Here is a 15,590-nt window from a genome sequence, read left to right on the forward strand (position 1 = left end):
CGTCGACACCCCGCGCCCCATGGAAAGGGCCCCGCCGCACTTAGTGCGGCGGGGCCCTTCTTTGGACCTTCCGTGGTCGCGAGTTTCAANNGCGCCTTCCGCTAGGCGGGCACCACCATACAGGCCACCGTCACGATGACGACGAGGACCACGAAGAGGATCGCCAGGAGCTTGGTGGCGAACTTCAGCCAAGTGGAGTACTCCACGCGGGCCAGCGCCAGGCCACCCATGATGGCGCCGCAGGTGGGCGTGAACAGGTTCACGAAGCCGTTGGCACTGGAGTAGATCTGCACCATGACCTCGGGCGAGAAGCCCAGCTCCACAGCCAGCGGGCCCATGATGGGCATGGACACGGTGGCCATGCCGGAGCTCGACGGGATGAGGAAGGACAGGAGCACGTAGAGGATGAAGGACAGGGGCGCGAAGACGATGGCGCTCATGCCCTTGAGACCGGCGGCGGCAGAGGCCAGAATCCAGTTGGAGAGGCCGGTAACGTCCATGAGGACGGAGACGCCGCGGGCGAGGGCGATGACGAGCACGACGCCCATCATGTCGCCGGCGCCGGCGATGAAGGTGTCCACGAGCTCGCGCTCGGACAGGCCGGCCACGACGCCGATGATGATGGCCATGATGAGGAACCAGGCCGTGGCCTCGGCGAAGTACCACTGGCCGAGCGGGGTGCCGGTGAGGAAAGCGGACCAGCCGAGGGACGTGGTGGTCTCGCTGGTCACGACGGCGTCGGGCTCGGAGTTGAACACGATGTCGCCGTCGATGCCGCCGTCGCCCCAGGCGGCGACGATCTCGTCACCGGTGATGGGGGCGGTGACCTCCTCGGAGGCGTAGCCGGCGTTGAAAGCGTTGACGCCCAGGTCCTCCCAGGGGATGAAGCCGATGATCATGACGACGAAGGTGACGGCGAACAGGGNCAGGNCGGCCTTCTGGCGNCCAGTGATGGCCTTGGCCTCGGACACGGCCTTGGCGGCGCTGCCGTACTCCTTCTCGGCGGCCTCGATCTCGTGGCCGGTGAGGATGGACTTGCCGGTGTCGGCCTTGACCTTCTTGGCGTAGTTGTACACGAAGAGGATCGAGATGACGTCGGCCACGACCATGAGGATCAGGCCGAGGACGATGATGATCGTCTGGTCCACCGGGATGCCGATGGAGGTGAGCGTGGCGGAGGCGACGCCCGTGGCGAACGGGTTGACCGTGGAGCCGAGCACGCCGCAGCCGGCGCCGAGCAGCACCATGGCCGCACCCACGAGCACGTCGGTGCCGGCGGCCATCATGGTGGCGGCGAGCAGGGCGTAGAAGCCCACGGACTCCTCGCAGAAGCCGTAGGTGGTGCCCATGATCNAGAAGATGATCATGAGNATGGGAATGAGCTTGAGCTCGTTGCCGCCCATGGCGCGCACCAGCGTCGAGATGCCGGCGTTCAGGGCGCCGGAGCGCTCGACGATGGCAAGGAAGCCACCGAGCACCATGACGAACAGGCAGACATCGACGGCGTCGACGAAGCCCTCTGCGGGGGCCATCAGCACGTCACCCAGGGTGGCGNCAGTGATGTCCGGGATTGCCGCGGACATGGCAATGGAGATAAGNGCCANCANGATCAGGATGATGAACAAGATCGTGTAAGAAGAGAGCATCTCCCGCTTCTTCTTAGGCTTTGTCACGTCTGACATGCCTTGGGTCTCCTTTCCTCGTTGGGGGCGGACCTCTTTTGAGACGCGCCCCGTGCGGGGGCTCACCAGAGCCCCTCCCCTAACGATTCCTGACTCATTTTATACATATGAAGATTCCCTTAATGCCGAAAACTGGGATTAGGCGGAAAAGGTACCGCTTACTGGTACATTACGGCCGTTCGCGGAAACCTAGATGAAATAATGCAAATTTCCCCTGTTTTCGCAGTTAGAAGCCGACTTTAGTAATACGTGTAGTTATTATTTATTAAGTTATGATTTATCTATTTACTGTCCCGATATTCCATCCATAAGGTTTTAGCCGACTTTACGCCATCAAACCATTTTCATCATATACGCAATAAANGGACACTGATTCATGATTTCCTATGAATGACCTTCCTGGTGCACGCAGGCGGCAAGACGGCACCGGCTTATGCATGGGCACCCCAGGCGCATCCCTATGAACAATTATAGACCTGCCGACCTGTGCCCATCCGCCCCCCTCTCCCAAAGCACAGCCAGTGCCCGTTCAAAGATGTTGGAGCCGGGTCGTCGCCACGGCCGCAACGATCTGTCGGGAGGCGCACAAAGAAGGGGCGCCGAGCGAACATGCGCGACNCCCCTTCCTTGGGCACGGTTTTTCCTGGGATGGAGGGCAAGGCTAGATGACGATGATGCCCGTGGCCAAAAGGATGACGGCCAGAACAGCGCCTGCAATGACGACGTATTCCACAACGTGCTCGGCCGGCGTAAAGGACCTCACGCCCTCTGTCTTGCGGGCGCTCACATAGGCGAAGAGGCCCGGGATGTAGCCGATACAGGTGAGGAGCAGAAAGCTCCAGCCGTTGAAAAGCACGCCGACGACCAAGAAGGCCAGGGCGATAAGGCCGATGACGGCCTGGCCCGCCTGCTTGTGAGCAAGGGAGTACTTCATCTGGTAAGCGGCGGCCAAGGCCCAGGTAACCACGATGGCAACGGTGCACATGGAGAACGCGAAGTCATAGGCGCTCTCGGAGAAAATCACGACGATCAGGAAGGCCTGGGTGCAGGCGGCAACCACGAGCAGCGAGNACTGCGGCNACTTCTTGTCGTTGAGCTGGCCGAAGGAGGCCGGCAGCAGCTTGTGGTTGGCCATGAGCTGGGTGGTCTCGGCGGGCAGGATGGTGAACGAGAGCCAGCAGCCGGCGATGGAGACGATCATGGCGATGGTGATGAAGGGACCGCCCCAGCCCGGGGCCATGAGGTTGAAGACCTCGGCCATGGAGGTGGTGTCGTTGAGCTGGGCAATCTCGGTGTAGGGCATGAAGCCGAAGGGCAGCACGGACNCGCCGATGTAGATGACGAGCAGGGCCACAAGGCCGATGACCGTGGCCTTGCCAGCGTCGCTCTTCTTCTGGGCGCGGCTCGAAAGCACCGAGGCGCCCTCGATGCCGATGAAGCACCACATCATGATGATCAGGCAGTTGACCACCTGCTGGCCCACAGATCCCAGGGCCACGGCGTCGGGGCCGGCCTGGCCCATGGCCACGAGGTTGTCGTAGAGCTGGCCCCAGAAGTCCTGGGTGAAGACACCCGCGTTGAACATCACGACACCGAAGACGATGAAGAGCGCGAGGGCGGCGACCTTGGCCACCATGACGATGGCGTTTAGGAACGAGGCGCTCTCGACGCCGCGAATCACCAGGAAGGTCAGGGCCNACATGAAGATTGAGGCAATGACCACGCAGGGCACGGTNTTGCCGCTGGCAAANGGCGGATAGAACATGCCCACGGCGCTCATCATGGCCGTGGCGAAGGCCACGTTGCCCAGCCATGCGGAAAGCCAGTAGCCCCAGCCCGAAANGAAACCGGCGAACGGTCCGAAGCCCTCAGTGGCGTAGCTGAAGATGCCGTCGAGGTCGGGACGCTTCTCGCCCAGGTTCTTCAGGGAAAGGGCGAGCATGAGGAAGCCGACGCCGGCAATGCCCCNAGCGATGAGGGCCGGGCCTGGGGCCGCGANCTGGGCGATCTGACNGGTGAGGGCAAAGNNNNGCGANCCGATGCAGGAGCTCACCACCATACCGATCAGCCCGAAAAGGCCGATCTTGCCCGNACCGCCCGACTGAGCGGCAGACGTCTGTCCGTCTGACAAGGGAACCCTCCTTCTCCGCAGGGAGGCTTTCGCCCCCGTTTTCTCACAACGCTGGAAGGTATTCCCAAAACAGGCTCCTTTGATTTCAAGTATATATACAGAAGCGACATATATACCGTTTTATTCAGCGCAAAAAAGGGCCCCAGCAACTGCCGGGGCCCTTCGAGAGCACGCATGGAGCTGAAGTTACTTCAGGGTCGCGTACATGACGGCCTTGATGGTGTGCATGCGGTTCTCGGCCTCGTCGAAGACCTTGGACTGACGGGACTCGAAGACCTCGTCGGTGACCTCCATCTCCTTGATGCCGAACTTCTCGGCGACGTCCTCACCGATGGTGGTCTTGGTGTCGTGGAAGGACGGCAGGCAGTGCATGAAGATAGCGTCCTTGTGGGCGAGGCCCATGAGCTCGCTGTTGACCTGGAAGGGCTTGAGCTCCTTGATGCGCTCGGCCCAGAGCTCGGCCGGCTCGCCCATGGACACCCAGATGTCGGTGTAGAGGACGTCGGCGTCGGTGGCGGCGGCCTTCGGGTCGTCGGTGAAGGTGATGGTGGCGCCGGTCTCGGCGGCGATCTTCTCGCAGGTGGCGATCAGCTCGTCGGTGGGACGCAGCTCCTTGGGGCCGCAGCCCACGAAGTGCATGCCCATCTTGGCGCAGAGCACCATGAGGGAGTTGCCCATGTTGTTGCGGGTGTCGCCGAAGAAGNCGAACTTCAGGCCCTTGACGCCCATGGGGAAGTTCTCCTCGATGGTGAGGAGGTCGGCGNTNATCTGCGTGGGGTGGAACTCGTCGGTGAGGCCGTTCCACANNNGGACGCCGGCCNNCTCGGCCAGCTCCTCGACGAGCTCCTGGGAGAAGCCACGGTACTCGATGCCGTCGTACATGCGGCCGAGGACGCGGGCGGNGTCCTCGATGGACTCCTTCTTGCCCATCTGGGAGCTGCCGGGGTCGAGGTAGGTGACGCCCATGCCGAGGTCGTTGCCGGCCACCTCGAAGGAGCAGCGGGTACGGGTGGAGGTCTTCTCGAAGAGCAGGACGATGTTCTTGCCGGCGAGGTACTTGTGGGGCACACCGTTGCGCTTCATGTCCTTGAAGGTCTTGGACACGTCGACGAGGTACTGGATCTCCTCAGGGGTGTAGTCGAGAATCTTGNTAAAGCTGCGGCCGGCGATGTTGACACCCATCGTTGCGGTTCCTTTCTGTCATGCGCCCCCGATGGGGCGCGGCGTTTGAAGCATCGGGATAGCGCGGGCCCCAGGCCCGCGTCGACCGGGGGCCGGACGGGCCGGCCCCCGGAGGAGGCTGAGGTTTAGAGGTCCTCGCGCCAGAACGGCATGCTCATGCAGCGGGGGCCGCCGCGGCCGCGGGAGAGCTCGGCGCTCGGGATGACCAGGAGCTCCATGCCGGCCTTGTAGAGGATGTCGTTGGTGACGTTGTTGCGCTGGTAGACGCAGATGGTGCCGGGGCNCACGCAGAGNGTGTTGGAACCGTCGTTCCACTGCTCGCGGGCAGCCGCGATGGGGTCGCCGNCGCCGCAGGGGATCAGCGTGACCTGGTCGAGGCCCAGGATCTTGGCGAGGGTGTGCTCGAGGGTGTCGTTCATCTCCTCGATCTTGACCTCGTTCTCCTCCTTGCCTGGGGTGAGCTTGAACACCTGCAGGGTGCCCATGATGGCGGGGTGGATGGTGAACTTGTCGACGTCGATCTGCGTGAACACCGTGTCGAGGTGCATGAAGGCACGGGAGCTCGGGATGTTGAAGGCGTAGATCTCGTCGATCGGGCAGTCCTCGTGGCCCCAGAACATGTGGTTGGCCATGACGTCGATGGCAGCGGCCTCGGTGCGCTGGGAGATGCCCACGGCGATGGCGTGGCTGTTGAGGTTCAGCACGTCGCCGCCCTCGGTATGGTATGCGGAGTTGCGGCGATACCACAGCGGGGAGTCCTTGTAGTCGGGGTGGTACTTGAAGATGTACTTGCCGTAGAGGGTCTCGCGGTTGCGGGTGACCGAGTACATGCGGTTGAGGTTGACGCCGTTGCCCACCACCGCGAACGGGTCGCGGGTGAAGTAGAGGTTGGGCATCGGGTCGACCAGGAGGTCGCTCTCGGTGTCGCCGTCGGTGCCCACGATGGAGCGCAGGGTCTCGCTGGCCTTGACGGGCAGCTGCACCTCCTGCTTGGTCACACCGGCCATGGTGTGGAGCACCATCTCGTAGTTGTCCTTGAACGAGTCGATGTACTCGCGGATGATGGCCGGGGCGTGCTTGCCGGTGATGCCGGCCTCGGAGATCCACTGGTCGAGGAACTCGTCACGGGCGCCGGGGGCGGCGTCGAGGGCCTCGGCCACGAGCTTCTCGAGGTAGAGCACCTCGACACCCTGATCGCGCAGGGTCTGGGCGAAGGTGTCGTGCTCCTCCTGGGCGACGNGCAGGAAGGGAACGTCGTCGAACAGCAGACGCTCCAGCTCGTCGGGGGGCAGGTTGAGCAGCTCGTCGCCGGGGCGATGCAGCATGACCTTCTTCAGGTCGCCGATCTCGCNCGGGACATGTAGCCCTTTGGACATTGTGCCTCCTTCTGTCGACGGCGCCTCGCCTNTNTGCGGGACGCCAGCCATTGTGCGGACCAATTATCGGTGGGAACACGCGGTTCGCGGGGTTCTCGGGCACCCGCCAGCCTCGGTTTCGCTGTGCCAATTATGGTTCGCTGACGGTGAATAATGTTTCCTGTTCACGGCCAACGGTTACTTTTCAGCTGTGGACGGCAATATGCTCTGAATTTGGCCTTATTAGTGAATTCGTTGTGTATAACTCGTGGTTTACCTGTGATTATGCAATCACACTAAAATACGGGTTCNCTATTTNATTCAANGCATCCCCCCATTGATACAACACATCAGAAAACTGCAATATTTGCTTTATCTGACAGTGCCGTAATATGTGCATATAGTCTCTCTATTACTGCATATTATTGCGGGACCATGCATAGGGGCCGAAACGGCCTTGGAAAATCGGCGCCCCCTTGCTGCGAAAGACGCGTTTCAATGCCCGAAATGCAGCCGGCCCCACAGCGCATCCACCGCATAATGGGGATGAAAACAACCGGCCGCAAGGCCGACATCGAGGAGCGCCCATGGCCAAGAGCCCTAAGAAAAAGAAAAACAACCTGAAAAAAACTCGAGAGGCCCACAAAAAACGGAAGGACACAGGCCAGAAGGGGCAAGCGCCCGACAAGCGCGCCCAAAAGGACAAGGCGCACGGCGGCAAAAAGGCCAAGCGCGACGCCGCGGCCCTCAAGGCCTATGCCAAGAGCGCGANCCGCAAGGGGCACGAGGAGTCCAGGCGCGCCCGCGCCAAGGAGGCACCCCACCAGCTCAGAGACTACTCCTTCACCCANAACCGCNAGGTAAGCTGGCTGCGCTTTGACGACCGCGTGCTCACCGAGGCGCTCACGCCCGAGGTGCCGCTCTTCGAGCGCCTCAAGTTCTGCGCCATCTTCCAGAGCAACCTCGACGAGTGGTTCATGATCCGCGTGGGCGGCCTCTCCACCATGGAGGGCCTCAAGAACCCGCCGNGCGACAANAAGAGCGACCTCACCCCTGCCCAGCAGCTCGACGCGCTGTTCTCTTTGCTCCCCGACCTTCTCGGGCGCCAAGAGGAGGCCTTCGGCGCCATCGAGCGCCAGCTCGAGCGCTTNGGCCTGGAGCGCGTGGGCGTGGGAGACTTCGACGACCGCGACAACNTGGCCGTGGGCCGCCACTTCGACCGGGTGCTTCTGCCTGTGCTCTCCCCCCTTGTTGTGGACCCGCGCCACCCCTTCCCCAACCTGCGCAACGGGCAGCTCTACGTCATGTGCGCCCTCGACGCCGGCGAGGAGGGAGAGCTGCTCGGCATGGTGGAGGTGCCACCCAACGCGCCCCGCGTCGTGGCGCTGCCCTCGGGCCCCGACCGCTACCGCTACGCGCTCGTGGAGGACGTCATCGTCCAAGGCCTCGCCCACTCCGACGTATTCGGCTCCATGGTTCCCACGAAATGCGCCGTCGTGCGCGTCACCCGCAANGCCGACATCGACCCCGACGGCGAGGGCGTGGAGGAGGAAGAGGACTACCGCCAGCACATGAAGAAGATCCTGCGCCGCCGTTTGCGCCTCGACCCGGTGCGCGNNGANTNCCAGGGCNGCCTGGGCGAGGAGCTCGAGGAGCTGGTACGCGAGGAGTTGGGCCTCTCCCGCGAGCGGGTGAGCCGCCTCGACATCCCGCTGGACCTCTCTTATGTATACGGCCTCGAGTCGAAGCTGCCTGCCCGTCACCGGCAGGCGCTGCTGTTCGAGCCCTTCGAGCCGCAGGGCTCCCCCATGGTCGACGCCTCCGTGCCCGTGCGCGACCAGGTCATGGACCACGACGTCTTGCTCTACTTCCCCTACGAGTCCATGAACCCGTTCCTCGACCTCGTGCGCCAGGCCGCCACCGACGACGAGTGCATCTCCATCCGCATCACCCTCTACCGCGTGGCCACCCGCTCGCGCCTCTGCGAGAGCCTTATCACTGCCGCCGAGAACGGCAAGGACGTCACCGTCCTCATGGAGCTCCGCGCGCGCTTCGACGAGAAGAACAACATAGAGTGGGCCGAGCGCCTCTCCCAGGCCGGCTGCACCGTCATCTACGGCTCCGAAGGCTACAAGTGCCACTCCAAGATCTGCCAGATCACCTACCACGGCACCGACGGCATCCGCCGCATCACCTGTTTGGGCACCGGCAACTTCAACGAGAAGACCGCCCGCCTGTACTCCGACTTCTTGCTGCTCACGGCCGACAAAGGCATCGGCGAGGACGGCAACGCATTCTTCAGGAACCTCACCCTGGGCAACCTCCATGGCACCTACCGCCACCTGGGCGTGGCCCCTTCGGGCCTGAAGCCGCTCATCATGCGCGGCCTCGACCGCGAGATCGGCCGCGCCCGCTCCGGGGCGCGCGGCCGCGTGTTCATGAAGATGAACTCGTTCACCGACCGCGACGTCATCGACAAGGTGGCCGAGGCGGTGCAGGCGGGCGTCTCGGTGACCCTTGTCGTCCGCGGCATCTGCTGCATCCTGCCGGGCATCGCAGAGCGCACCGAAGGCCTTGAGATCCGCCAGATCGTTGGACGCCTGCTGGAGCACTCCCGCGTCTACGCCTTCGGCGAGCATGCCGACNCGCTCTATCTGTCGAGCNCCGACATGATGACCCGCAACACCGAGCGCCGCGTGGAGATCTGCTTCCCCGTGCTCGACCCCACCTGTCGCGAGCTCGTGGTGGAGTACATGGACCTCCAACTCTCCGACAACGTGAAGGCCAGGCGCCTCACGACGTCGGGAACGTGGAGCCCTATCCCTGTGGAAGCCGACGACCCTTTGGTCAACAGCCAAGAGGTGCTCATCGCCCTCGCCTACCACCACGCCATGGTCAATCGCGGGCACGCTGACCGCGGCACCCCCCTCTCGCCCGAGCTGGCGTCGTTNCCGCNCGACGTNACCAGACGCCTCATCGCCCTCTACGCCGGTTACCCGGCAACNAGGGTCCCCAACGTCGCCGCCGACGTGCGCCCCATGGCCGTTGGCGCAGACCCCGTTGTGGAGGACGAGGTGCTCGCCCGAGCNGTCACCGCCGGCGCCGCGACCCTTGCCGAAGCCGACAAGGCCGTTGGAGAAAACGACGCGCCGGCGTCGGGCCTTCCCCACGAGCCCGACTTTGCCGCCGATCCGGACAAGTCCGCCGCAGAGCCGAGCCCGCAAAAAAAGGAGGGCGCAGGCGGGAAAGACGCGGACGAGGTGAAGGCAGAACCCACCGTGGAAGGGTCGGCAGGCAGCGAGGCTCCCACCACCATCGTGCGCAGGCCCCCCGGGCGCGTCGCCGCGGCGCTCTCCCTCATCGGCCTGGGGCTTCGCACCATTGTCATNGGGCCCGAGGCGGCACAGGCGGCCCAGGCCAAGGCGGACAGGAAAAACGAGCGAGAGCAGAGGCGGCGCGAGCGACGCCGCAGGGAGGGACGGNAGATGCGCCTCAAGATAGAGTCCATGGCCTACGGGCCCGACGCCGTGGCCCACGCCGATGACGGCAGGGCGGTGTTCGTGACGGGAGCGGTGCCCGGCGACGTCGTTGAGGCCGAGGTGGTGCGAGAGGAAAAGCGCCTTGTCAAAGCGCGGGTCACAGCCGTGCTGGAGCCGTCTCCCGACCGCNTGNGNNNGCGNTNCCCGNGGGCCTCGGTCTGCGGCGGCTGTCCTTGGGCCGCCATGGACTACGCGGCGCAGCTCGCCGCCAAGCGCGACAACGTGGTGCAGAGCCTCTCGCGCATCGGGCACCTAGGGGCAGAGCGGGCCGAGGCCCTTGTGGCACCGGTTCTGGCCCNCGGAGCTTCGTGGGGCTACCGCAACAAGGTGGAGCTCGCCGTGGAGCGCAGGCGCGGCCGCGCTGTCGTGGGCATGCACGCCCAGGGCGACTCCGGCGTAGTGAAGGTGGACCGCTGCCTGTTGCTGGACGCGGACCACGAGGGGCTTGTGAAGGCGGTCTCGGGGTCGCTCTCCTACCTTGCCAACTCCCACAACCTCAACGTGGAGCGCGTGGGCATCCGGGCCTCAAGGCGCACGGGCGACGTGGAGGTGGCCCTCTGGACGGAGCCGAGCCCGTTTCCCCGCGCCCAGGCCGCCAAGATTCTCGGCGACGCCACGGGTGCCAGCTCCATTGTGCGCGTCATGACAAAGGGCCCGCTCAAGGCCCGCAAGCTGGCCGGCACCGAACGCCTGGACGGCAACGGCTGGTGGCAGGAGCGCATCCTCGACGAGACCATGCGGGTGAGTGCCCCGTCGTTCTTCCAAGTGAACACGCTGGGCGCCGAGCAGCTCGTGCAACTGGTNCTGGAGGCCCTTGAACCCGGCGCAGACGACGCGGCCATGGACCTCTACTCGGGCGCCGGCACGTTCACGCTGCCGCTGGCGCGTCGCGCAAGCTGGGTGGATGCCGTGGAGTCCTACGGCCCCGCCGTGGGCAACCTGCGCCACAACCTCGAGCGCGCCGGCATCGACAACGCTGACGCCGTGGGAGGCGACGCCGGCCGCGAGTTTNCCGACGAGGGAGCCGACATCGTGGTGGTGGACCCGCCGCGAGCAGGCCTCGCCCCCGACGTGGTGGAAAAGCTCTCCACCCTGGACGCCCGCGCCATCGCCTACGTGTCGTGCGACCCGGCCACGCTCGCCCGGGACCTCGACCGTTTTGAGGAGGCGGGGCGTTTCTCTCCCGTCTGGGTGAAGCCGGTGGACCTCTTCGCCCAGACCTTCCACGTGGAGTGCGTCACGCTGCTGCGCCCCCGCTCCTAGACAGTAGAGCAACTGCCGGCGCCTCTGCCCGCACCACGTCCCACAACAACCGCGCCACGGTGGCGTGCCGCACCACCGGGCACGCCACCGTGGCGCATCGTTTTGCCGATTTGGCCGATTCGTTGCGCTACGGTGGCGCGCTTCTCCTCCCGTCCGCACAACAGGGCGGCACCGATGCGCCTGGGGGCGGCTGGGGGCGACCCTTTGAGTCGCCCCCAGCCGCCCCCAGGCGCAGTGCCTCACACACAGTAACAGGAAGGAAGATGGCCCCTACCCTGCCGCCCCGGGAAAGCCGTAGGCGGTTCGGGCCTCCCGACAGCCGGACGCCACGGCGTCTGCCAGCACCCGTTGGCCGAGGACGCCCACAAGGTCCACCGGCATCTCGACCTGGCCTGTGGCGAGCACGAACACGGAGNNGCCGTCGTTGGTGGTATGGCTGGGCGCGATGGCGCGGGCATACCCGTCTGAGCACATCTGCGCCACCTTGGTGGCCTGGGCCTTCGTGAGCTTGGCGTTGGTCGTCACGCACGAGATGGTGGTATTGGTGCGGTCGAGCACGGACAGGGGCATGGACGCGCCGGCCAAAATGGCCGACAGGGGGTCCGCCACCTGAGCCGCGGAGTCGGCGGCCACCCGCGCGCCCGCCACCGGGGCGCCTGTGGCGGGGTCTGTCACCGAGCCCACCGCGTTCACCGCGACAACGGCCGTCACCACGAGCGGGCCCGCCGAGGCGGACGACCACCCGAAGCCGCCCTTCATGGCCATGTCGGGGCCGAGGAACTTTCCCACGGTGCAACCCGTGCCGGCGCCCACGTTGCCCTGGGCAAGACCTGCCGCGTCCGAGCCGTCGAGCGCCTCGGCGCAGGCCTCGGCCCCCATGGCGGCATCGGGCCTCACGGAGGGGTCGCCCACCGCCAGGTCGAACAGGCATGCGCCGCACACGATGGGTACACGGCAGACCCCGAGGTCAAGGCCTATGTCCCTGCGCTCCAGCTCGTCCATGACGCCCGATGAGGCTGCAAGCCCGTAGGCGGAGCCGCCGGAAAGCACCACGGCGTAGACGCGGTCCACGGTCTCCTCGGGGCGCAGCAGGTCGGTCTCGCGGGTGGCCGGGGCGCCGCCGGCCACGTCCACGGCCCCGACGGCCCCCGCAGGCGCCACCACCACCGTGACCCCGGTGCCCGCCTCAGGGTCGCTGCGATGCCCCACGTACACGTCGTCGAATCCTGGGAGCCTCATGGCGCCCCTCCTTTCATGGACAACCCCTATATCAAGATCGCCTGAAAGCACATATGTGCTTTCAGGCNCGTATATGGCCTCTGTCACGAAGCGTCAGTGCCCATCGTACNGAGAAAGGCGCGCATCCTCCGGGAAAGCTCTGCCACGGGCAGGCCGACCACGTTGTCGTAATTGCCGTCGATGTCGCGCACGAGCAGGCTTCCAAGGCCTTGGATGGCGTAGGCGCCCGCCTTGTCAAAGCACTCCCCGCTCGCCACGTAGGAGGAGATCTCGGCCGGCTCAAGGTCGAAGAAGCGTACATCGGTGGTACAGGTGAACGTCTCGTCGGCCACAGAGCCGTCGGCTGCGTGCAACGCCATGGCACAGCCGGTGGACACGTGGTGCACGCGGCCCGAGAGCTCGGTGAGCATGGCTTGTGCCTGCTTGGGCGAGGCGGGCTTCCCCAAGGCCCCATCTCCCATCCACACGATGGTGTCTGCGCCCACGACAAGCTCGTTGACCTCAGCCTTTTCCACCATGGCAAGGGCCTTCATACGGGCGAGGCGGGCCACGAGCTCCAAGGGCGCCTCCCCTTCAAGGCGACGCTCGTCAACGTCGGCAGGCATGACCCGCGGGCAGAAGCCGGCGCGGTGCATAAGCTCTATGCGCCTCGGAGAGGCGGACGCGAGTATCACGGCCCTACTCCACGAGCATGGCCGATGCCACCCGACGGGCATCCTCTTCCCCGAGCAGGGCGGCCACAAGGGCGAGGCCAAAGGGCACGGCAAACGCGGGGCCGCTGGCCGTGACGAGGTTGCCGTCNNNGTACACGCCGTTTTTCTCGGGGNGCACGCCTGCCGGGAAGTCGGTGTCGCAACCGGGATAGCACGTGGCGACCNGGCCGTCGNGCANGCCGTTCTCNGCCAGAAGCGCAGGGGCGGCANAGATGCAGCCGAGGAGGTCGGAGCTGGCGGCACGGCGTTTGAGCTCGGCTGCGACCGCAGGGCAGGCACGCAGGTTGTCGACGCCGCCGAGGCCGCCCGGCACAATCACGAGGTCGAAGGANGCNNNNTCGACGTCGGCGAGCTNCGCGTCGCAGACCACCGGCACCCCTTGGGCGGACGTGACGGTGGAACCGGTGCAGCCTGCGCGGCTCACTTGGGCCCCGGCACGGGCAAGGCAGTCTGCCGGGGCCAGCGCCTCGATGGTCTCAAACCCATCCGCCAGAAGAACGGCGCATGTCTTTGCCATGATGATCCCCTTCCCGTATGAACATAGACTTTTCTCAGTCTAGCGCCGGGAAATGCCGCCGGAGGCGCCCGTGGCTAGAATGGTCGCGACACACACTCAGAAGGANAGGCACTGCCGATGTACCACANCGTTGCAAGCGANATGGACGAGACGTTCCTCGGCCACAACAAGAGACCCACCCAGTCAAACCTTGATGCCGTGGCCGCCATGGGGAAGCTGGGGGNCCGTTTTGTNGTGGCCACCGGCAGCCCCTACTTCAGCGTCCAGGGCATCCTGGAAGAGGTGGGCACAAAGGGCGACCCTGACTCCTACACCATCACCCTCAACGGCGGCTACGTGTGCGCCAACGACGGCACGGTGGTTGCCGCGCACCCGCTTGATGCCGCCGTGACCGAGCGCCTGCGCGCCTTTGGGGAGGAGCGGGGCCTCTGCGGCCACATGTACCTAGAGGGGCGCACCTTGGCCATGAGCCTTAACGAGGGCGAGCGGGAGTTTTTGCGCGGCCGTATGGAAGTGGTTCCGTCCACGTGGGAGGAAGCGGCTTCGCTGGACGAGCCTGTGTACAAGATCCTGTTCGAGAACACNGACCTTGACGCCCTCCATGTCCTCCGCGACGANGCGNANGACGCCCNCGACGACCTCGTNGACGNNGTAGAGCCGGTGTTCTCGAGCGATCGCTACGTGGAGTTCAACCCCGCAGGCGTGGGCAAAGGCTCGGGCCTCGCAGAAATCGCCGCCACCCTCGGCGTGCCCATGGACGAGACGGTGGCCTTGGGCGACTCGGTGAACGACCTCTCCATGCTCGAGGTGGCAGGCCTTCCCCTCGTGGTCTCCAACGTGAGCGAGCTAGCGAGGCCGCTTCTGCCAAAGGGCTGCCGCATCCTGCGGTCGAGCTGCGACGACGGCTGCATGCCCGAAGTGNTGGANGACTACCTCAAGCCGTCGATGGACCAGTAAGCCCGACCGCTCTTAGACGAGGCGCCCTTCCTCCNTGGTGAGGATCCGNTCGCACTTGTCGGCCATGGTCATGTCATGGGTGACCATCACAAGGGTCTTGCCGGCATCGCGGGTGGCGCGAAGAAGCGAGTCCATGACGATGTTGGCCATCCTCCTGTCAAGGGAGCCGGTGGGCTCGTCGGCAAGAATGAGGTCGCCGGGCTTGAGCATGGCCCGGGACATGGCCACGCGCTGTTTCTCCCCTCCGGAAAGCTCGCTCACCNCAGAGTCCAGCTTGTCCCCCACGCCAAAACGCCCCAGCATCTCCTGGATATGGGACAGCTTCTCCTTCTTTGCCAGCTTGGTGTGGTAGAGGGCCAGAAGCAGGTTGTCGCGCACCGTCTTGGAGTCGATGAGGGCAAACGACTGGAAGAGGTAGTTGATGGCGCTGCGGCGAAGGAGCATGGCGCTGCGGCTGTTGATGGGCGGGTAGGCCTTTCCCAGTAGGCAGACCGAGCCCGACGTGGGGGTGTCGAGCAGCCCCAAGATATTGAGCAGCGTGGTCTTTCCGCAGCCTGACGGCCCGGTGACGGCCACCGCCTCTCCTGCGGCAATGCTGAGGCTGAGCCCCGAGAGGACCCTGTGCTCGCCAAAGCACTTGACAAGGTCTTTTACCTGGATAGAGGAGTCCATCATTGCTCCTTTGACACGGTTTCCAACACGACCGCCACAGACCTTCGGCGGGCCGCCAGCACGATGAGCAGGTTGGAGGCAACGAGCAGCGCGCCGCCCATGAGAAGGCCTGCAGTGGACTGGGCGAGGGCGCTCACGGCCACGCCCGTAAGCGTGGCGATGTTCACAAAGAGGAACTCCCTCCGGTAAATGGTCCACGGGCCAAAGCCGAGCACGCACTTGACCGACACCTCCCGGGCGCTCACCCGGTNGACCACCTCNACGATGCAANGGACCATGACGGCGACGATGATCACAAGCATGGCAAGGACGATGCCGAACAAGAAAAAGAGCTCCTCGA

10 protein-coding genes are annotated in these 15,590 nt (G+C 65.0%); 2 read left to right on the plus strand and 8 right to left on the minus strand.

Annotated features, from left to right (window positions below; all coding sequences use genetic code 11):
- Positions 1 to 101: 101 nt before the first annotated feature.
- From JX283_RS01325 to JX283_RS01340, 4 genes are all read right to left on the minus strand, one after another.
- Positions 102 to 1,532, minus strand: coding sequence for a YfcC family protein (locus JX283_RS01325; RefSeq protein ID WP_370583384.1), 1,431 nt, complete (start codon positions 1,530 to 1,532; stop codon positions 102 to 104).
- Between the two features lie 811 nt (positions 1,533 to 2,343).
- Positions 2,344 to 3,813 carry a basic amino acid/polyamine antiporter gene (locus JX283_RS01330; protein WP_255533391.1) on the minus strand — a complete coding sequence of 490 codons (1,470 nt, stop codon included), beginning with the start codon at positions 3,811 to 3,813 and terminating at the stop codon, positions 2,344 to 2,346.
- Between the two features lie 186 nt (positions 3,814 to 3,999).
- Positions 4,000 to 4,995 (minus strand): ornithine carbamoyltransferase, encoded by a 996-nt coding sequence (gene argF / locus JX283_RS01335; protein WP_204828995.1) that lies wholly within the window; start codon positions 4,993 to 4,995, stop codon positions 4,000 to 4,002.
- A gap of 125 nt (positions 4,996 to 5,120) precedes the next feature.
- Complete coding sequence (locus JX283_RS01340; RefSeq protein ID WP_204828996.1) at positions 5,121 to 6,371, minus strand: arginine deiminase; 1,251 nt, start codon at positions 6,369 to 6,371, stop codon at positions 5,121 to 5,123.
- A 566-nt stretch (positions 6,372 to 6,937) separates the two neighbouring features.
- On the opposite strand from JX283_RS01340, the gene ppk1 reads away from it, so the two are divergent.
- A complete protein-coding gene (ppk1, locus tag JX283_RS08725; RefSeq protein WP_370583385.1) occupies positions 6,938 to 11,152 on the plus strand; it encodes a polyphosphate kinase 1 in 4,215 nt (1,404 codons plus the stop codon).
- A gap of 270 nt (positions 11,153 to 11,422) precedes the next feature.
- On the opposite strand, the gene JX283_RS01355 is transcribed toward ppk1, so the two are convergent.
- The 3 genes from JX283_RS01355 to JX283_RS01365 form a co-directional block, all read right to left on the minus strand.
- Positions 11,423 to 12,391: a P1 family peptidase gene (locus JX283_RS01355; protein WP_204828997.1), complete on the minus strand. Its 969-nt coding sequence runs from the start codon at positions 12,389 to 12,391 to the stop codon at positions 11,423 to 11,425.
- Between the two features lie 83 nt (positions 12,392 to 12,474).
- Entirely contained in the window at positions 12,475 to 13,107 is a 633-nt protein-coding gene (locus JX283_RS01360) for a nucleoside triphosphate pyrophosphatase (RefSeq protein WP_370583386.1), read from the minus strand.
- A complete protein-coding gene (locus JX283_RS01365; RefSeq protein ID WP_204828999.1) occupies positions 13,070 to 13,621 on the minus strand; it encodes a DJ-1 family glyoxalase III in 552 nt (183 codons plus the stop codon). Before JX283_RS01365 ends, JX283_RS01360 begins: the two co-directional genes overlap by 38 nt.
- A 141-nt stretch (positions 13,622 to 13,762) precedes the next feature.
- Between JX283_RS01365 and JX283_RS01370 the strand changes: the two genes are divergently transcribed.
- Positions 13,763 to 14,578 (plus strand): HAD-IIB family hydrolase, encoded by an 816-nt coding sequence (locus JX283_RS01370; RefSeq protein WP_204829000.1) that lies wholly within the window; start codon positions 13,763 to 13,765, stop codon positions 14,576 to 14,578.
- Between the two features lie 12 nt (positions 14,579 to 14,590).
- On the opposite strand, the gene JX283_RS01375 is transcribed toward JX283_RS01370, so the two are convergent.
- Entirely contained in the window at positions 14,591 to 15,250 is a 660-nt protein-coding gene (locus JX283_RS01375; protein ID WP_204829001.1) for an ABC transporter ATP-binding protein, read from the minus strand.
- Between the last annotated feature and the right edge of the window lie 340 nt (positions 15,251 to 15,590).

The organism is Olsenella sp. CU969, assembly GCF_905219715.1.
In the GTDB taxonomy this organism is placed as follows: Bacteria; Actinomycetota; Coriobacteriia; order Coriobacteriales; family Atopobiaceae; genus Granulimonas; species Granulimonas faecalis.